Source organism: Pseudomonas sp. ASL3, assembly GCF_056680425.1.
Genome location: NZ_CM155281.1, coordinates 3,046,736 through 3,065,528, shown reverse-complemented (window position 1 = coordinate 3,065,528; position 18,793 = coordinate 3,046,736). Strand labels below are relative to the sequence as shown.

14 protein-coding genes and 6 pseudogenes are annotated in these 18,793 nt (G+C 58.6%); 11 read left to right on the top strand and 9 right to left on the bottom strand.

The features are described from left to right. Positions 1–94 precede the first annotated feature (94 nt). Positions 95–361, bottom strand: a pseudogene (locus AC1MEE_RS14065) (Arm DNA-binding domain-containing protein); the annotation flags it as partial. Positions 362–711: 350 nt separating this feature from the next. On the opposite strand from AC1MEE_RS14065, the gene AC1MEE_RS14060 reads away from it, so the two are divergent. Further along, positions 712–1,149, top strand: coding sequence for a hypothetical protein (locus AC1MEE_RS14060; protein WP_480415917.1), 438 nt, complete (start codon positions 712–714; stop codon positions 1,147–1,149). A gap of 90 nt (positions 1,150–1,239) precedes the next feature. Here AC1MEE_RS14060 and AC1MEE_RS14055 read toward each other — a convergent pair. Continuing rightward, positions 1,240–1,458 (bottom strand): annotated as a pseudogene (locus tag AC1MEE_RS14055) (integrase); the annotation flags it as partial. A 101-nt stretch (positions 1,459–1,559) separates the two neighbouring features. Here AC1MEE_RS14055 and tnpA point away from each other — a divergent pair. The 3 genes from tnpA (at position 1,560) to tnpC (ending at position 3,797) form a co-directional block, all read left to right on the top strand. Continuing rightward, positions 1,560–1,877 carry an IS66-like element accessory protein TnpA gene (tnpA, locus tag AC1MEE_RS14050; RefSeq protein ID WP_480411503.1) on the top strand — a complete coding sequence of 106 codons (318 nt, stop codon included), beginning with the start codon at positions 1,560–1,562 and terminating at the stop codon, positions 1,875–1,877. Then, entirely contained in the window at positions 1,874–2,209 is a 336-nt protein-coding gene (tnpB, locus tag AC1MEE_RS14045) for an IS66 family insertion sequence element accessory protein TnpB (RefSeq protein ID WP_480411502.1), read from the top strand. Before tnpA ends, tnpB begins: the two co-directional genes overlap by 4 nt. Positions 2,210–2,270: 61 nt before the next feature. Beyond that, complete coding sequence (gene tnpC, locus AC1MEE_RS14040; protein ID WP_480411501.1) at positions 2,271–3,797, top strand: IS66 family transposase; 1,527 nt, start codon at positions 2,271–2,273, stop codon at positions 3,795–3,797. 28 nt (positions 3,798–3,825) lie between these two features. On the opposite strand, the pseudogene AC1MEE_RS14035 reads toward tnpC, so the two are convergent. After that, positions 3,826–4,446: pseudogene (locus AC1MEE_RS14035) on the bottom strand (site-specific integrase); the annotation flags it as partial. A 50-nt stretch (positions 4,447–4,496) separates the two neighbouring features. Between AC1MEE_RS14035 and AC1MEE_RS14030 the strand changes: the two are divergent. Beyond that, a complete protein-coding gene (locus AC1MEE_RS14030) occupies positions 4,497–5,027 on the top strand; it encodes a gamma carbonic anhydrase family protein (RefSeq protein ID WP_480415916.1) in 531 nt (176 codons plus the stop codon). A 371-nt stretch (positions 5,028–5,398) separates the two neighbouring features. Here AC1MEE_RS14030 and AC1MEE_RS14025 read toward each other — a convergent pair whose 3' ends face one another. After that, positions 5,399–6,397 (bottom strand): NAD(P)H-quinone oxidoreductase, encoded by a 999-nt coding sequence (locus tag AC1MEE_RS14025; RefSeq protein ID WP_480415915.1) that lies wholly within the window; start codon positions 6,395–6,397, stop codon positions 5,399–5,401. A 57-nt stretch (positions 6,398–6,454) separates the two neighbouring features. Next, positions 6,455–7,666, bottom strand: coding sequence for a YbfB/YjiJ family MFS transporter (locus AC1MEE_RS14020; RefSeq protein WP_480415914.1), 1,212 nt, complete (start codon positions 7,664–7,666; stop codon positions 6,455–6,457). A gap of 112 nt (positions 7,667–7,778) precedes the next feature. On the opposite strand from AC1MEE_RS14020, the gene AC1MEE_RS14015 reads away from it, so the two are divergent. Next, a complete protein-coding gene (locus AC1MEE_RS14015; protein ID WP_480415913.1) occupies positions 7,779–8,654 on the top strand; it encodes a LysR family transcriptional regulator in 876 nt (291 codons plus the stop codon). A gap of 285 nt (positions 8,655–8,939) precedes the next feature. Here AC1MEE_RS14015 and AC1MEE_RS14010 read toward each other — a convergent pair. Both AC1MEE_RS14010 and AC1MEE_RS14005 read right to left on the bottom strand, forming a co-directional pair. After that, positions 8,940–9,179 (bottom strand): annotated as a pseudogene (locus AC1MEE_RS14010) (carotenoid oxygenase family protein); the annotation flags it as partial. 143 nt (positions 9,180–9,322) lie between these two features. After that, positions 9,323–10,072: pseudogene (locus AC1MEE_RS14005) on the bottom strand (tyrosine-type recombinase/integrase); the annotation flags it as partial. Here AC1MEE_RS14005 and AC1MEE_RS14000 point away from each other — a divergent pair. Beyond that, positions 10,060–10,278 (top strand): annotated as a pseudogene (locus AC1MEE_RS14000) (hypothetical protein); the annotation flags it as partial. The pseudogenes AC1MEE_RS14005 and AC1MEE_RS14000 overlap by 13 nt on opposite strands. 388 nt (positions 10,279–10,666) lie before the next feature. On the opposite strand, the gene AC1MEE_RS13995 reads toward AC1MEE_RS14000, so the two are convergent. Continuing rightward, on the bottom strand, positions 10,667–11,389 hold the full coding sequence (locus AC1MEE_RS13995) for a pirin family protein (RefSeq protein ID WP_480415912.1): 723 nt from the start codon (positions 11,387–11,389) through the stop codon (positions 10,667–10,669). Positions 11,390–11,610: 221 nt separating this feature from the next. Between AC1MEE_RS13995 and AC1MEE_RS13990 the strand changes: the two genes are divergently transcribed. Together AC1MEE_RS13990 and AC1MEE_RS13985 are read left to right on the top strand one after the other, a co-directional pair. Continuing rightward, positions 11,611–12,561: a GlxA family transcriptional regulator gene (locus tag AC1MEE_RS13990; protein ID WP_480415911.1), complete on the top strand. Its 951-nt coding sequence runs from the start codon at positions 11,611–11,613 to the stop codon at positions 12,559–12,561. A 186-nt stretch (positions 12,562–12,747) separates the two neighbouring features. Continuing rightward, entirely contained in the window at positions 12,748–14,244 is a 1,497-nt protein-coding gene (locus AC1MEE_RS13985; RefSeq protein WP_480415910.1) for an ATP-binding protein, read from the top strand. Here the strand turns inward: AC1MEE_RS13985 and AC1MEE_RS13980 are convergent. Continuing rightward, on the bottom strand, positions 14,191–16,989 hold the full coding sequence (locus tag AC1MEE_RS13980) for an ATP-binding protein (RefSeq protein WP_480415909.1): 2,799 nt from the start codon (positions 16,987–16,989) through the stop codon (positions 14,191–14,193). The two genes, AC1MEE_RS13985 and AC1MEE_RS13980, sit on opposite strands and share 54 nt — an antisense overlap. Positions 16,990–17,320: 331 nt before the next feature. Here AC1MEE_RS13980 and AC1MEE_RS13975 point away from each other — a divergent pair, with 331 nt between their 5' ends. Together AC1MEE_RS13975 and AC1MEE_RS13970 are read left to right on the top strand one after the other, a co-directional pair. After that, the gene (locus tag AC1MEE_RS13975) at positions 17,321–17,896 is read left to right on the top strand and encodes a flavodoxin family protein (protein WP_480415908.1); all 576 of its coding nucleotides are present in this window, start codon (positions 17,321–17,323) and stop codon (positions 17,894–17,896) included. A 41-nt stretch (positions 17,897–17,937) separates the two neighbouring features. Beyond that, the gene (locus tag AC1MEE_RS13970; protein ID WP_480415907.1) at positions 17,938–18,762 is read left to right on the top strand and encodes an alpha/beta fold hydrolase; all 825 of its coding nucleotides are present in this window, start codon (positions 17,938–17,940) and stop codon (positions 18,760–18,762) included. The last annotated feature ends 31 nt before the right edge of the window (positions 18,763–18,793 follow it).

The window sequence follows — 18,793 nt, the reverse complement described above, 5'->3', positions numbered from 1 at the left end:
CACTTGGTTAATCACCAGACATGGAATTTGCGTGCGATCGCGATTTTCGTTCTGGTTTTGGCCGTTAAACCTCCTCTAAAACGTTTTTACACAACCTCTGCTCGTTGAGATTGATGTGCTCATCAATGAGCGCGCGGGCCTGGTTGCGTGCCTTACGGGTGTCCGTCAGGGATTTGCACGGTCAGGATCCGCAGGAGTACTCTTTGTTCTGCTCTCCCCACCGATACCGATAGTAAAAACTGACCGACACACCGTCCTTACGCACTGAGATTCGACCGGCGAGATTGCCATCCTCCCTGAGGATCCGGCCGGCATCGTTGGCGGTCAGCGACTCGAGTTCTTTGATGGTGATTTTGGCCATGAAATGGACTCCCCCTACTTTTTCCCCCACAAAAACGCCGGCTGTTGATGGGCGTCCCTGGACTCTCGTAGAGCAGAACACCGCTGGAACCCAAGTAAATACTGGCTTGGAAAAATCCAGAGTAAAATTTTGGAAGCTTTCAAGAAGTATGAAAAAGGAGATGGGGTGCTAGGGGTCGAGTGTTCGAATCACCCCGTCCCGACCATATAATTCAAGGGGTTGCGAGATTTTATCGGGGCTTGGAGTAAGAACGACGCGGTGGTTGCATGAGATACCCTCTTAAAAGGCTAGAACTGGTGTCCACTTAAATTTAAGTGCACACCATGTCTTGGCTTTGCGGGGCTGGGTAGATGACTTGGCCGGACGGATACCGACCAGTCTCTTTCCGCCCCCGATATGCTTTTTTAGGAAAAACCGGAGAGGCGACAACTATCCTGACACCGGGGGTGGACGACATAACGCTCATCCTAAAATGCCACTTGATGCTTGAGGAAATGCTGCGTGAGTTTTGTGAGGAAATGGTTCCCCAGCCTCAGCATCTCGCCGACTCACGCTTCACGTTTGCCCAGACACTTGACTTGTCGAAAGCCTTATATCCGGCTGATGTCAAAATTGGACGTCTAGCCGATTTGTGGTCCTTGGTAGAGAAAATAAATCGCATCAGGAACTTGATGGCGCACTCCCTTGATCCGGACTCAGCCAAACTCGAAGGCCATAAAGTAGCAATCATGAACACCATCCGGTCCCGCGGTGAGGATACAAAACAATTGGGTTTGTGGGATGCCTGACATATGTTTTGGGAGCTTTCAGCGCTGTGTTGCAGGTAGGTGTTACGCCGTAACAGCGGCGAAGATATACTGAAAATTCCAAACAAATAGCTACCCACCTGCAATTTCACTGATGTCCAGATCGGGTATTGCCTCTGACCAGACAATTTCCTCGTGATCCCTCTGGTAATTTTTGGTCATGTTCTCGCTCGAATGGCCTGCGATTTTCTGCCCATCCTTTCCGGCTTTCTTGTACAGGTGCAGTGATAGCGCGCGCACTTCATGAAAGCCCGGCATCTCTTCTCCCTTCCAGCTCGCGTAGCACCTAGCTGTAAGGGGCCGGCGAACACACCTTCCGAGCCCGGCCGATAAGGGCGATTGTGTCCGCGTATTTTTAAGCGGACGCAATTACCCTTAACGCCAGGATCGCCATGCGCCAACGTAAGTCCTACCCGAAATCCTTCAAAACCCAAGTCGTCCAAGAGTGCGAACAACCCGGTGTTTCCGTGGCGGCTATTGCGATGAGGCACGGTATCAACGCCAATGTCGTTCGCCGGTGGATACCGCTTTATCGTGATCAACAGGCAGTCGCGCTGCCAGCCTTCATTGCTTTGAAAGTCGAACCAAAACGAAAGACCGAAGCGTCGGCGATCATTGAATTACCGCTCGGTCAGCAAACGCTCACAGTGAAATGGCCAACTTGCGATCCCGAAGGGTGCGCCCGCTTCATCCGGGGGCTTGCCCTGTGATCCGCATCGATGCCATCTGGCTCGCCACCGAACCGATGGATATGCGAGCGGGTACCGAGACTGCGCTGGCCAGAGTGATCGCGGTGTTTGGTGCGGCGAAGCCGCACTGTGCTTATCTGTTCGCCAATCGCCGCGCCACTCGCATGAAAGTGCTGGTGCATGACGGCTTCGGAATCTGGCTGGCTGCTCGCCGGTTGAACCAAGGCAAGTTTCACTGGCCAGGCATTCGCCATGGCTCTGAGATGGAGTTGGATGCCGAGCAACTTCAAGCCTTGGTGCTGGGCCTGCCATGGCAACGCGTGGGTTCCGGCAGCGCGATCACACTGCTTTAAAGGCCACCATTAGCCTATCGGTCTATCGCTGTGAATTGCCCGCTCTGGCAAAATCCGCAGCATGACTTCTTCGCCCAATCTCGACCAAATGTCTCCCGACCAACTGCGTGCCTTGGCAGCGCAGTTGCTGTCGCAGGTCGACACTATGGGCAAGAAGATCAACCGCGACCAAACGGTGATCGAGAAGCTGACCCACGAGATCGCACAACTCAAGCGCTTGAAGTTTGCCAAGCGCAGCGAGCAGTTGAATCCGCAGCAGGCCAGCTTGCTCGATGACTTGATCGATACCGATATCGCGGCGATTGAAGCAGAGCTTCAGGCCTTGCAAGCAGTGCCAGCGGCGACCGAAAAAAAGCAAAAACCTAAGCGCACTGCGTTGCCGGCAGAGTTTCCACGCACGTTGATCCATCACGAGCCCGACAATACTCACTGCCCATGTGGCTGCGCACTGAAACGCATCGGTGAAGACGTCAGCGAGAAGCTGGACTACACGCCCGGCGTGTTTACCGTTGAACGCCATGTCCGTGGCAAGTGGGTGTGCGATGACTGCGAAACGCTGATCCAGGCCCCCGTTCCGGCGCAGGTCATCGACAAGGGCATCCCGACCGCCGGGTTGCTGGCCCATGTCATGATCGCCAAGTTTGCTGACCATCTGCCTCTTTACCGCCAGGAATCGATTTTCGGTCGGGCTGGCTTGGCAATTCCGCGTTCAACCTTGGCTCAATGGGTTGGCGTTACTGGCGTGCAGTTGCAGCCTCTGGTCGATGCGCTGCGCGACGTAGTGCTCGGGCAGCTGGTCATCCACGCCGATGAAACACCGGTTCAGATGCTCGCTCCGGGCTCAAAGAAAACCCATCGCTCTTATGTCTGGGCCTACGCCACCAGCCAATTCTGCGAAACAGCGGCAGTCGTTTACGACTTCAGCCCCAGCCGCGCCGGTGAGCATGCTCGCAACTTCCTGCAAGGCTGGAAGGGCAAGCTGGTCTGCGATGATTTTGGTGGTTACAAGGCCAGCTTCGAACTCGGTGTGACCGAGATCGGCTGCATGGCCCATGCGCGGCGCAAGTTCTTCGAACTGCATGCCACCAACAAGAGCATGCTCGCCGAGCAAGCCCTGCGCTACATCCAGTTGCTTTACGAAATCGAAAGTGAAGTCCGCGACCTGGAACCGGATTTACGCCGTCGAATACGGCAAGAAAAGGCTGTGCCTGTGATGGATGCACTGCATGCCTGGATGATCGCCCAGCGCGATCTCGTGCCCGAAGGTTCAGCTATCAGCAGAGCACTGGATTACAGCCTGAAACGCTGGGCAGCTCTGTCGCGCTACCTCGATGACGGGGCCGTACCCATAGACAACAATTGGGCCGAGAACCAGATCCGACCATGGGCTCTTGGACGCAAGAATTGGCTCTTCGCAGGGTCGTTACGCAGCGGCAAGCGGGCGGCAGCGATCATGAGCTTGATCCAGTCTGCGCGGCTGAATGGCCATGATCCGTATGCCTATCTGAAGGACGTTCTCACGCGACTGCCGACGCAGCGGGCGAGTGAGATTGACGAGTTGCTGCCGCATAAGTGGCAGCCGGTCTAATTACGCAAGGCGTGATGCCCGGACGCATACACCTAGCTGCCTCACGCGCCTTCTTAAAAGCTCGCGTCAAATACCGCTCTTCAACCTTCGTCCAATGGTCCTTGGTCTGCGCCTGTTTCTGTTTCAGGCGATCAGGTTTCCGGTGCACCAGGTATGGCGAAGCGATGTTGTCGCGGCAGCGGGTGATTACAGCCTGCAACTCAGCCGTCACGCGAAAGCGAATCCATGCCGCGTCAGTGGCTTTGGCCGTCTTCTTCTGCACCAGGTACAGGTGACCCTCCCGAACGCCGTCGAATCGCATGTCGAGAATGTCGGAGCGCCGCTGCGCAGTAATCAGTGCCAGGTCGATTGCATTCTGTAGCCAAGCCGGCGCCTTTTCTCTGATGGCCTTCAGGCCTTCGATGGTATGGCGCTTGCGCTGCTTCTTCTCGATCCGGTTGATCGTGCTCGCCGCAGGGTTGTCCGGGCACAGGCCTTTCGCAGCAGCATGGTTGAAGATGTCGATCAGTAGCGCGCGGCATTGGTTCGCCGTCCGCGGAGTGAGAGCGTCCAGCATCTCCGCAACCATTCGGATCGATATCTGGTCGATTGCCTTGCCTTCGAACTGCTTCCGAAAGCGCCTGAAGTGCACTACGTACAGCCCAAGCGTGTGTAGTGGTCAACTAATCCCGAACACACCAACATAGAAAGGAATTTTCGATGAAATATCGCTTGGGAGACCAACGTGTCGAAGCCCATCCGCACAGTTGGATCGCCCCTACAGCCGTTGTCATCGGCAGGGTGCGTCTAGAGGAAGGATCCAGTGTCTGGTTTGGCGCGGTGATTCGCGGCGACAACGAGCAGATCTCGATTGGGCCAGGAACCAATGTCCAGGACGGAGCCGTTCTGCATTCCGACCCAGGCTTTCCGTTGACGTTGGGAAAGGACGTGACCATCGGCCATCAAGCCATGCTCCATGGTTGTCACGTTGGCGATGGCAGCTTGATAGGCATTCAGGCAGTCGTACTGAACGGCGCTCGAATTGGTACGAATTGTCTGATCGGTGCCAAGGCGCTAGTGACCGAGAACATGGTGATTCCTGACGGCTCGTTAGTGCTGGGGGCTCCCGCCAAGGTCGTTCGCACGCTCACTGAAGAGCAGCAGGCAGGGTTACAAGCCAATGCCAAAGGCTACGTAATCAACGCCAATCGTTTTTTAAAAGGGCTTTCTGAAGAACCAGGCGATTTGTGAAAAAGATACCGTCAACATCGCGATTGTCAGTGAGCGGTATGAAGTGACATTTCTTATCAACGAAAGGAAGGGACTAACAAGGTATGCCTCTCCGCAGATGCGGGCTTGGACGGAATCGTCCATGACAACATGTCTAGCCATGGGGGCTTCGGCCTCTGTGGAATTCCAGAGGCTCTCATTTCCGTTCTGCGCGCCACTGGGGCCACCCTTAGCCTGGTGCCTCCGCGAAAGACCTCTACGGAGCGTCGCGCGCTGTACATACTCTTTGCTACATCATGCACTCGACATACCCCAAAATCAGCCTCGGAGTAGCTTTGTGTGCGACGCGTACACCCGGCCATTGCATGCACGGTGTCGATTATCGATTTAGCTCAATTTAAGCTTAAGACGATCTTACCGATATGATCGCCACCTTCCATCCGTACATGAGCCTGCGCCGCATCGGCCAACGAAAAGACTTTGTCGATCATCGGCAAGCAACGTCCGGCAGCAAGTACCGGCCAGACATATTCACGCAACTGTTCGGCGATCGAGGCTTTTTCTTCGCGGGTGCGTGAACGCATCAGCGAGCCGGTGATCGTCGCGCGTTTGCCCAGGATCGCCATCAGATCGACGTCCTTGGCGTGGGCGCCGCCGAGAAAGCCCAGCATCACCAACCGACCTTCCATGCCCAGCGTCGCGATGTTCGAGTTCAGGTACGAACCGCCCATGATGTCGAGGATCACATTGACGCCCTTGCCGGCGGTTTTTTCCTGGATGACCTGAGCAAAGTCCTGATCACGGTAGTTGATCGCCTCGGCCCCCAACGAGCGGATCGCCGCGCACTTTTCCTCACTGCCTGCCGTGGCGAAGGCCTTGACGCCGAATTCGCGGCACAACATCAGGGCAGTCGTGCCGATGCCGCTGGTGCCGCCGTGAATCAGCGCGCGCTGGCCTTTGCTGGCTCCACCGATGTCGAATAGATTAGCCCATACCGTAAAGAACGTTTCCGGGATCGCCGCCGCTTGCACCCAATCCATGCCTTGAGGAATCGGCAGGGTCTGGCTGGCCGGGGCGACACAGTATTGTGCGTAGCCGCCGCCGTTGGTCAAGGCGCAGACGTTGTCGCCGACGATGAATTTGCTGACGTCTTTACCGACCGCCACCACTTCACCGGCCACTTCCAGACCGGGAATCGGGCTCATACCGGGTTTCATCGGATACTTGCCGGCCCGCTGAATCACGTCGGGGCGATTGACCCCAGCGGCGTGCACGCGAATCAGCACTTCGCCCACACCGGCGATGGGCACCGGTTCCTGGTGCGGCTTCAACACCTCGGGGCCGCCGGGTTCGGTGATTTCAATCAGGGTCATGGTTTGGGGCAGATTCATGTGAGCGTCCTGTCTGGAAGTGTTCAGTAAGTGGGACCACGTCAAGGTGTCAGTGACTCAGTTCAATGCCGGTTGCAGCCGATCACGACGGTTCAGCAAGCGCATGCCCTGTTCCAGCAACAGTGCCACGACAATGGCACCCGCCGCGATGATGAACAACAACTCATGATGCCCGCCGCTGGCGTTGAACAATGCCGAATAGGCAAACCCGGCGATCGCCTGGAACGTGGCGAACGACACCGTGGCGCGGCTCCAGGCAATCTGCTGCTGGTGATGCTGTGGGATCAGTTCGTGAACCCGGGCCAGCGCCAGCGGCACGATACCCGGCGGGAATGAGCCGAGGATCACCGCCAGCAACGCCAGCGCGGTGAATGAGCTGGAAATCGACAGCAAACCGACGGCAATCGCCTGTACCACCAGCACTAGGCGAATGCTCAACCGTGCGCCCAGTTTGTCAGCCAGAAAGCCGTAACTCACCGGCCCGATAATCGCGCCGAGGCCATACATCACCCAAATGAGCGCGCCAACATGCGGCCCGGCACCGAGCCCGCGGGCGACGTAATCCACCAGAAACACCATGGCGGGCACGAGCCCCGCGGCCATGAACGCGTATTGGGCGAAGAGCAGATAAACCCGTGGATCGGTCGGAGTCTTCAATTCATTGACCGATGACGTGACGGTTGCAGCGTGCGCGGTTGACGGCCAGCCGAACCAGCTAGCGGCGGTCAGCACCATTGCCAGCACACCCAGACCGAACCAGGTGTCCTGCAAACCGAGGCTCAACAGCGGCGGAACAATCGTCCCCGATCCGGCAATACCCAAACCGATGCCCAGAAAAATCGCTCCGCTGGCCAGCCCTCGACGGGAGGCCGGGACATGTGGCAGCACGGTCGCGGCCACCAGCACCATGATCGCGCCGCCGGCGATGCCCGACAGCAAACGCCAGCCGAAGAACCAGCTCACCGACAACGGAAAGCCACAGGCGAAAAACGACAACGTCACCGCCAGCATCATCAGGCGCAGGGTGCGTTTGTTGGACGTGCGACGGGCCAGCGGATGACCGATCAGAGCCCCGATCAGGTAACCCACCAGATTGGCGGCGCCGAGGTAGACCACGTCGCCGGCGGAAAACCACTGAGCCTGGATCAACGAGGGAATCAACGGCGTGTAGGCGAACCGCGCCAGGCCAATGCTGACCAGGCTGGCGCAGAGGCCGGCGAAAATCGGCAGCCAGATTACGCTGCGTGGAGTAGTTGATGTACTGAGCATGGGCGCTGTCCTGTGGATTTTTCTCTGGTGCCCAGCTTATCCAGATTTTTTGATGCAATAACGCAGCGAATTTGCGTTATGGTGATGCGTATATGCATCGGTGGAAAACGGTATGAATTGGGATGACGCACGGGTATTTCTCGCGGTTTGCCGGGAGTCGACGTTACGCGGCGCAGCGCGGGTGCTGAGTGTCGATCAGGCCACCGTCGGCCGGCGAATTACGGCGCTGGAAAGGTCCTTGAGTGCGACGCTGTTCCTGCGCACCTCAGAAGGCTACGCGCTGACCGCTGTCGGCGAAGCGGCGTTGAAAGCCGTTGAAAAAATGGAGCATTCCGCGCTGGAACTGGAGCGACAGATCCAAGGCCTGGACGACCGTTTGACGGGCATCGTCAGGGTCAGCACTACGGACTCCATGGCCATCGACTTCCTGATCCCGGCCATTGCTCGCTTGCATGAGCAGCACCCCAACGTGCGGGTGCAACTCGACGCCTCGACGCAAATTCTCAGCCTGGCGAAACGCGAAGCCGACATTGCCGTGCGCAACACCCGGCCAGACAACCCGGACCTGATCGCCCGGCGCATCGCGCGCTGGCCGGTGGGCCTGTTTGCATCGCAAGCCTACGTAGACGCTTACGGCGTGCCGGAGCCGGGCTCGGCGTTCGAGGGGCATGATCTGGTGGTGTATCAGCCGTACTTGCAGGGCAACAAGGACATGACGCTGGTCTCGGAGCCCTTGGGTCGCGGGCGGATCGTGTCGAGCCTGAGTTCAAGCCTGCTGGTGCGCCGATCCATTGCCGCCGGGATCGGGCTGGGGGAAATTCCGGTGTACATGGGGGAGAGGGACGGGCTGGTCAGGCTGTGGCCTGAGCGCACGCGACCGTTGCCGTATGACGTGTGGCTAGTGACTCACGCGGACTTGCGGCATACCGCCAGGGTTCGTGCAGTGATTGATGAAATTGTCGAAGTGTTTTCCCGCACAGGGCCGTGATGTCTAGATAGTGAGCGCCCGTCCGCTAGGCGCTCTTGGTCGATGAGCATGGAAGCCATTGAATGGCTAATGGGACTGCAGTCCGCAATAGTTTTATCTGGATGCCACGCTAGCTCGGTCGCGTTCCGCACAAGAGTGACATTTGAGCTCGTGCGCATGCCCGTAAATTGAGTGGTTTTCCAGCTAGTGATTAAGGGCTGGAGCAACCGTCGACTCCGCATGCCATACCGTCTTCCGCTGATTCCTGATCACGTGCTTCCTGCTCGGCCCAAAGTTCTCTCATAGTCGCATCGAGACCCTGCCGTCGGCGAAGTAGAAGCCGCTGACCATTCCGTCACCGTTGAAAAAGATATCGCTGCCCAGCATGGGCGGGTACTGCGGGTCTGGCGCGACCTGATAAAAGGTCCCGCGGATCGAGGCGGGTAGGGTGCCTTCAATCTCGAGGTCGAACACCTCTGCTTCTACGCGGCTGGGCGTATAGAGAGCGCCGGAAAATTCAGGGGTTTGAGGGAATGGAATGGTCATAAGGCAATCTCATTAATGTACAGTTTCGTTTATTTGTAGGGTGGGAATCATTGAGCGCCAGTTGTGGGGCCTGGATCCAGCGCCACAGCCCGACCAGATCAATCATGCTGTGGAGCCCGCAGTTACCATTTTCTTAAGTGCGGATCGTGGGGCGTCCAATCACCGTTCTGGCCTTCGGCAAGGACCAGCGTGTCGTCGTGGCATCGTTGCGAGAGAACCTTACGATTTTTGAACCTGGCCTGACGATCCCCCACTTGTTTACTCACGACTTTCACATCGACATGCCCATCATTTTGCTTGTTGGGAAAGCACCATTGAGTATGCCCCGTCAGTGTTTTCAGTTCCTGAAAGAAATGCAGAGCGAAGGGGGAGAGGAAGACATGGCGGTCTTGCTTCTTGCCGCGAGTGCCTTTGACGTTTTCGCTGGAGATAAACCAGGTCTGCTGTTCCAGATCGACATTTTTCCATTCGGCCTGCAGCAATTCGCCAATCCGGCACAAGGTGCCCAGGCTGATCCAGAGCGCGAGTTGGGTTTCTTTTTTTAACGGCCGAATGCCCTCGTATTTTTGGCCGGCGGGGAGGGCGCTGTAATCGGCTGTCATTTGCTGGAAGCGGTTATGCAGTTCCAACAGCTCAGCAGGAGAAAGGATTCGGCTTCTTTCCTCCTCGTAGTCGGCAGGGATCAGGGGGGAGATGTCGACCAGCTCAGTCGGATCGCCCTCGACCAGTAACGCCCGCCAGGGCTGTCGTTTTCTGGCCCAGCTGAACATCTGGGTGAGGTCGGCGAAGAAACTGATGGCTTGCCGGTGAGCACCGCGGCTGACGACGGTGCGGATCAGTGCCCGAATATCGTGCTCGGAAACACTACTGACTGACGTCTTGCCGAGTGCCGGGTACCTATGGGCATGAGACCCGAAATGTTGAAACGGCCAATAAGATATACAGCCAGTCTTGGCAGCGTTTAGTTGCGCGGCATGGTGAAGAGGGGCGCTTGGTGGCGGATGGTTATTCCTGTAGGAGCCAAGTCAAGCGACAGGGTGGGCGGACAATACCGCATCCACTTCAGATTCTTCTTGCTCGTTTGCGGGAGGGACAATGAATAGGCTTGAGTCAAGGTTATTTGGCCTGATGGTAGCTTGTCCGATTAGCCGTAGAGAGTACTCGGTAGTGCAGCGTGGAATGATGTTTTTCCCGGTTCTTGACATGCCCGCGAACAAGTCCAAAAATAAGTCCATTCCTGCTGAGGGAATATTTAAAAACCTTTATATTTCAATAGGTCGGACGCTAGACGCGAGTCTCGTTTCCCGCTCCAGGCATTAAAAAATGGATCTCTGAAAAGAGGTCCATTTTTTTCGGCCAAAGAAAAGTCTTTCTTTGGCTCTTCCCGCGATCTTTTGAGAACACTCAAAATTGTGGCAGTGCCACAGCCTCCCGTTTATTCCATTGAGTGAAGCCCGGGGGCACAGAGCCCCCCAGGCAAGTTACGGTCATGGCATTTCCGGCAGCTCTTGAGGACGCAGATCAAACACCAGCACTTCGGCATCCACACCATTGCTCAAGGTCAGCGCCTGTTCATCCCGAACCCGCACACCATCGCCTTCCTGCAACTGCACGCCGTTGAGTTCGACATTGCCCCGGGCCACGTGCACATAAGCGTAGCGATTGGCGGCAAGCGTGAGGGTGGCGGTTTCCTTACCGTCGATGAGGCTGGAATAGACCCGGGCATCCTGACGCACCCGCAGCGAACCGTTGGCCCCATCGGGGGAGATGATCAGTTGCAGGCGACCGCGTTTCTTCTGCGTGCTGAAGTGCTCTTGCTGATAACGCGGTTTGGCGCCGCTGACGTCCGGCACGATCCAGATTTGCAGGAAGTGCACCGGCCGGGTCGCCGAGTGATTGTATTCACTGTGGGCCACGCCGCTGCCGGCGCTCATCAACTGCACATCGCCGGGGCGGATCACCGAACCGGTACCCAGGGTGTCCTTGTGTTCCAGGGCACCTTCGAGCACATAGGAGAAAATCTCCATGTCCCGGTGCGGGTGTTGGCCGAAGCCTTTACCGGCTGCCACGCGGTCATCGTTGATCACCAGCAGGTCGGAAAAACCCTGCTCCCGCGGATTGCGGTAGTTGGCAAAGGAAAAGGTATGGAACGACTTCAACCAACCGTGATTGGCCGCGCCGCGATCAGAGGCTTTGCGAAGGGTCAGCATGATGAAATCTCCTGTGGGGACGAGATTCGTCCGAGTGAGGAGAAGGTTAATATTTACTGGTGAGTGCAATAAGTAGATAGAAATTGAAATACTGTCTCGTTCAGGTTGACAGTTATGTGTGCGCAATCACGTATTCTTATCCGCCGTTCGCGCCACACCTGGCCATAATGTTCAGCGTTATCGGTACATTCCTATTTCTTTGCTATCAGTGATTTGAACTCATGAAAACCGTGGCAATGGTGTTGTTTCCGGACTTTTTGCTGCTCGACATGGCCGGTCCCATGGAGGTGTTCTCCATCGCCAATCGTTATCTGGAACCGGGCGACGGCTATGAGCTGTCGACTATCGGCACCGAACACGGCGCGCTGCGTGCCTCCAATGGCGTCAGAGTCCAGGCCGATCTGCATATTGATCAGGCATGCGAGGGCTATGACCTGTTGCTGGTACCGGGCGGCCCGGGGGCCTACAACGAAAAACATCCGCCATTGCTCGACTGGCTGCAGGGCGCCGTTAGCCGGGCGACCTGTTATGGCTCGATCTGCACGGGTGCTTTCGTGCTGGGGCATGCCGGTTTGCTGGACGGTTATCGCGTGACGACTCACTGGCATTACACGGAACGGTTGATCAGGGGCTTCCCCAAGGCGACGGTTGAGACCGATCAGATTTACGTTCAGGACCGCAACCTGATCACCTCTGGCGGCGTCACCGCCGGCATCGACCTGGCACTGGCGGTGGTCGCTCAGGATCATGGCAAGAAAATCGCCCAGGACGTGGCCAAGGTGTTGCTGGTGGTGATGAAACGCCAGGGTGGACAGGCGCAGTTCAGTCCGTTGATGGCGGCAGTGGCGCCCCACGAAACCGCCATCACTCGAGTGCAGAGCTATGTGCTCGAACACCTTGATGAAGCCTTCAGCATCGAATGCATGGCCAGTCTGGCCAACATGAGTGCGCGTCATTTCGCCAGGGTGTTTGCCCGGGAAGTGAACATGACGCCAATGGGGTTTCTTCAGAGCGCGCGCATCGACTGCGCCAGAAGTCTGTTGGAAACCAGCGACTTGCCGCTCAAGACCGTGGCCTACAAAAGCGGCTTCGGCAGCGTGCGGCACATGCGTTTTCTGTTCAGTGAAAAGCTTGGCTTGACCCCGACCCAGTACCGCGAGCAGTTTAGCTGACGGCTGTTTGTCCGTTCCGCGCACCGCGATGGCCGTAATGCTCCTTCTGTGGCAGTTGTGCCATCATCCATGCCTGCCAAGATACCCGTGAACTCTTGACAATGGAGGTGCGGGAACCTGGGCGAACTCGCGCAATGGACGTTGCAGTACCTTGAGCCGGGCCAGGTTTTCAGCACGTGAACGTGTATGAACAGCTTCAGAGATTTAAACAGTGATGCGGTGCTGCGGTTCGGCCCCTACGCGTTCCACCTGCGTCAACGGCTGATCCTGGAAGGTGATCGGCCGCTGCGCATGGGTGGGCGGGCACTGGATATCCTCCAAGTGCTGGTCGAGCGCGCCGGCAACGTGGTCAGCAAGGACGAACTGATCGCCCACGTCTGGCCGACTTCGGTGGTCGAGGAAATCAACCTGCGTGTGCACATTGCTGCCCTGCGTCGGGCCCTCGGCGATGGCCAGAACGGGCAGTGCTACATCGTTAATATTCCCCAGCGCGGTTATAGCTTCATCGCCCCAGTGCAGCGCGAGTTGGAAGGGACGCCGGTTTCGATCGAAACCGTTCAGAAGCACCAGCACAACCTGCCTGCGCGGCTCACGCCAGTGATCGGCCGAGATTCGGTCGTTGGCAGTGTGGTCCGGCAGTTACCGGTTCGCCGTTTCATGACCCTGGTCGGCCCCGCCGGCATTGGCAAGACCACGGTGGCCTTGCGCGTGGCCGAGCTGCTGTTGCAGCACTATCGCGATGGCGTCTGGATCGTTGATCTGGCGGCAATCGATGACCCGGCGCGGCTCATCGAGCATCTGAGTCACACCCTTGAGCTGAACGTTGGCGTGGAAGCACTGGCGCAACGACATGCATTGCTGGTGCTCGACAATTGCGAGCACCTGCTCGAACGTTGCCGATTGGTGGTGGAGGGCCTAATGGTTTCGGCGCCACGGCTATCGATCCTGGCCACCAGCCGCGAACCGCTGCAGGTGGCGGGGGAAACGGTCCAGCGTTTGCTAGCCCTGGTGGTGCCGCCGATGACGGCGCTGCATTGTGTTACCGAGGCTATGGGCTATTCGGCGGTGCAGCTGTTTGTCAGCCGTGCCCGCGCCCGTCAACAAGGGTTTGCTCTGCGCGAACAGGACCTCAAGGCGGTGCGTGAAATCTGTCGGCGCCTCGACGGTTTGCCCCTGGCCATCGAACTGGCGGCGGCGCAGATCGATGCGCTGGCGCTGGTGGGGCTGCAGGCACAACTGGACAACTGTTTTCAGCTGCTGACCCAAGGCCGGCGCACAGCCGTGCCACGGCATCAGACGCTCAAGGCCGCGCTGGACTGGAGCTATGAGCGGCTGAGCCTGCTGGAGCAAACCGTGCTGCAGCGTTTGGCGGTGTTCAAAATGGCTTTCACCCTGGACGCGGCCATTAGCGTGATCAGTTGCGCCGTGCTGCGGCCCACCAGCCTGGTGGAAGTGGTGGAGCGACTGGCGGCGAAATCGCTGCTGTCGGTGGAGCAGGGCAGTGGCGTGGCGCGTTACCGCTTTCTCATCACCACCCGCACCTACGCGCTGGAGAAGCTCGAACACAATGGTGACTTGCAGGTCTTCGAAATGCGTTACGCCCGCTACATCAGCCGGGCACGCTGGATTTCAGGCGGACCGGTGTCGTTGCAGCTCATCGAGCAGCTGACGGACTTTGGTTAGGTCTGGCGTGGCAAAGCCTTCGGTGAACCGGTTGTAGATCGGCGCCAGCAGGTCATAGGCTTGTTGGAAGTGGCCTTGACGCTGCCAAAGCTGGGCCAGTGACGTGGCAGTGCGCAGTTCCCAGGCTAGAGCACCTTGGGCTTTTGCCACCGCCAGCGCTTTGAGCAGAACGGTCTCGGCTGCGCTCTGGCAGTTTTCTGCAAGCAGAGCATCCGCTCTGGCCCGAAGGATTTCCGCCGTGCTCCAGCCCGCCGCACCGTTTTCGGCCCGTGCCAGCAAGGCGTCATCGACGAAACCGGTATCCAGGGTGACCATGATTTCCTTGATCAGCCCGGCACCGGGTTGCGGGTTCGAATGTGCATCATCGCCATCGATCACCTGCGCATAGTGCCGGGCCCAGTTGTAGAACAGCAGCACCGAATGTTTTTGTGCTTGTTCGAGCAGCAGGCGCAAGAGTTCATGGGCAGTTTGAGTGTCACCGTTGTAGTGGGCGATCAGGCAACCGGACAGTGCCAGGGTGTAGCAGATGGACGTGCCATGGTTGATCTGGATCGCAATGTCCAGCGCCTGACGGGCGGTGCGCCAGGCCCTTTCGGGATGGCCTTGCAACCAGAGGATCCGCGCCAGAATGGTCAGGGCGGCGACGCTCTGGTCGTACTGGACGCCAAAGCCGTGGGTGAAGCGATTGAGGTGTCCGCTCTGGGCCATGCGCTGAATGACCTGTTCAGCATTCTCCCGTGCCAGTTGCTGATCCCCGGCAAAGTGCAGGGCCAGCACCTGCAAACGGTGAGTACTCAGGGACACAGTTGCGTCGCCTTGCAAACCCAGCCGATCGAATTGCAGGCTCTGTTCCAGGGCCGTTTGGTAGTTGCCGCAACTGAGATTGACGGCCATGTGCCCGGACACTGCTCTGAGCTGACCGGCCACGTCGTTGCAGTGTTCGGCCAGAATTCTGGCGGTCACAAAGGCTTCGACGGTTTCGGCGGTGCCGCCCTGGGTGTGGTAGCAGGAGCTGCCGAGGGCGAGCTTGAGGGTCATTTTCAGACGAGGGCAGGGCTCGGGCGTCAATTCGAGCAGTGCCAGGGCCTTGCGCACGTACACGCCGTGTTCCTTGAGCAGCGACAGTTCCTGCCAGAGTGGCGTCGAAACCGAAGCCAGTCGGATCGCCAGTGCCTGCGGCCCTTGAGCGTTCAAGCCCCAGTCGAGGGCCGAGCGAATGTCTTCCAGACTGCGGGCGTAACGCTCGATCCATACACCGGTCTGGATGTGCTCCCAGTCGTTCTGGGCCTGATGCATCAATGCCAGGCAGCGCTCGGCGTGGCGTTCCAGGGTGTCTGGCAGATCAGTTGTCTGGTCGAGTTTTTCCAAGGCATAGCTGCGGGTGGTGTCGAGCAGACGGTAGAACACCTCTTCGTCGCCCACCTCCACGTTCAGCAGTGACTTGGCCACCAGTTGCGTGATCGAGGCAAACACCTCGCGGGGCTCGATGTGTTCGCCGACAATCACTGCGGCCGCCGATTCCAGCGTGAAACCTCCCCTGAACACACCCAGTCGGCGCAGGCAGGTTTGTTCGCACGGGCTGAGCAGCTCGAAGCTCCAGTCCAGCGTTGCGCGCAGGGTTTGATGGCGCCCTAACGTCGTCTGACAGCTTTGGGTGAGCAGGCGAAAACTGCCTTGCAGTTGCGTCAGGAGCCCACTCAAGCCAAGGCTGCTCACCTGCGCTGCGGCCAGTTCGATCGCTAAAGGAATGCCGTCCAGGCGTCGGCAGATCTCGATCGCCAGAGGCAGCTCGTCATCGCTCAGTTCGAAACTGTCGTGGCTGGCCATTGCCCGTTCGACGAACAATTGCAGAGCCGAAAAGGTCAAGGCTTGGGTGCGGTCCAGCACGGCTATGGGGGGTGGGCAGTCCAGAGACTCCAAGCGTTGAACGAATTCGCCTTCGGCCCGCAGGCTCTCGCGGCTGGTGGCCAGAATGTGCACATCGGGCGCGCCGCGAAGTATGCTTTCGCTGAGCAGCGCAATGGCGTCGATCAGGTGTTCGCAGTTGTCGATGACCAGCAGCATCTGCCGCTCGCGCAGGAAGGTCGCGAGACAGCTCATCGGTTCGGCGTCGTGCAAGGACAGGTTGAGCAGCGTCGCCAGGTGGGTGGTGATCATCGAAGGGTCGTTGATCGGGGCCAAGTCTAGCAGGCGAATGCCGTTCCGGTAGCGACCGATCAGTTGTTCGGCGACGCGCAGCGCCACGGTGGTCTTGCCGATACCGCCAGGGCCGACGAGGGTGATGAAGCGCTGGCGTGACAGCTGCGCCACAAGACTGTCGACCAAGGCCTGGCGACCAATCATGCGAGTCCGACGAATGGGCAGGTTATGGTCGCTCGGCCCGTGCCCCCCGCTCGCGGGACGTTGCTCGACGTGTTCCAGGGAGTACGGCGCGACAAAGCTGTAACCACGCTGGGCCACGGTGACGATGTAGCGCTGGCCGGCTTGACCGTCGCCGAGGGCTTTGCGCAGCGCCGCGATGTGCACTCGCAAATTGATGTCTTCGACTACGCTTTTGGGCCAGACCCGCGCGATCAATTGCTGCTTGCTGACTACATTCCCGGCGTGCTCCAGCAGGATCAACAGAATGTCCATGGCGCGCCGACCCAGGCGCAGGGGCTGGTCGTCGACCTCCAACACCAGACGTTGTCCGGGGTAGATCCGGTAAGGGCCGAAATGCACAGCCTGTTCGGGGGAAAGGGTCAACGGGCCACTCCTGCTTGCATTCGTCTATCACGCGGTATCCGAGCATGTTCCTCAGATTTTTTCGTCAGCGCAACGCGGTGGCCGAGCGACTATCCGGTGTGCGCATCGGCTGCAGCGTTACCGGTACCGTTCGCAGCTCCGTATTTACTGGGTGCGGCGGTGGCAAAGGGGTGAGTCGGGTCTTTGATGCACCGTTGAAAATTAACAACGTTTAACTCGTCCTGGATCCGGTCTACGCCCAAAAATCCAATACTTCAAGTCCATCGACCGAAGGCACCGATCTTTGTGCTTCGTGCAGCAAAAAGGATGAACACTTCTGGAGGATGCCGGAATGAGCAACGTGGTGGTGGTCTATCACAGTGGCTACGGGCACACCCGGGTCATGGCCGAAGCCGTGGCCCAAGGCGTGGAACGGCACCTGGGCAGTACCTGCCGACTGATTCCGGTCGAGGAAGTGGACGAGCACTGGGACTGCTTGCACCGCGCCGACGCGATCATCTTCGGCGCCCCGACTTACATGGGCAGCGCCTCGGCGCCGTTCAAAGGCTTCATGGAGGCTACTGCGTCGTTCTACCTGGCCCAGCCCTGGCGCGACAAATTGGCCGCCGGGTTCACCAACTCCGGCTGCCTGTGCGGCGACAAGCTCAACACCTTGCTGCAGATGGCGGTGTTCGCCGCTCAGCACTCGATGATCTGGGTCGGTCTCGACCTGCTGCCGGCGCGCTCCAGCGCTGGCGTGTTCGATGGGCAATTGAATCGCCTGGGCAGTTCCCTGGGGGCCATGGCCCAGTCGAATGTCGAACAGTCCCCGGACCATGCGCCACCTCCCGAAGATCGCTGCACCGCCGCGCACCTGGGCGAGCGGGTAGCGCGCCTGGCCGAACGAATGGGCCATTCATCGGTTTGATTCACCCAAACACCCCAACCCTTAGTTAAGGAGCAATCGCCATGAGCACATTCACCACCCGCGACGGTACCGAGATTTACTACAAGGACTGGGGCACTGGCCAGCCTATCGTCTTCAGCCACGGTTGGCCGTTGAATGCCGACAGCTGGGAATCGCAGATGATCTTCCTGGCGTCCAAGGGCTACCGGGTCATCGCCCATGACCGCCGTGGTCACGGCCGCTCTAGCCAGCCCTGGTTCGGCAATGAAATGGACACCTACGCCGACGACCTCGCGCAGTTGATCGAGCTGCTGGATCTGCAAAACGCAGTACTGTTCGGTTTCTCCACCGGCGGCGGTGAAGTGGCGCGCTACATCGGTCGACACGGCACCGGACGGGTCGCCAAGGCCGGGCTAATTTCCTCGGTGCCGCCGCTGATGCTCAAGACCGAAGCCAATCCAGGCGGCCTGCCGATGGAAGTGTTCGACGGTCTGCGTCAGGCGTCCCTAGCGGACCGTTCGCAGCTGTACAAAGACGTCGCCAGCGGGCCGTTCTTTGGTTTCAACAAACCTGACGCCAAGCCTTCTCAGGGCATGATCGACTGGTTCTGGATGCAGGGCATGACCGCCGGCCACAAGAGCGCCTATGACTGCATCAAGGCGTTCTCCGAAACCGACTTCACCGAAGACCTGCTCAAGTTCGACGTGCCGACTCTGGTGGTGCATGGCGACGCTGACCAGATCGTACCGATCGAAGCCTCCGGCATCGCCTCGGCCAAACTGGTCAAGGGCTCGAAACTGCTCGTCTACCCCGGCGCGCCCCATGGGCTGACTGATACTCACAAGGATCAGCTCAACGCCGACCTGCTGGCGTTCCTCAAGGCCTGATTGGCCCCGGCGCGGGCGTTCGGCCCGCGCC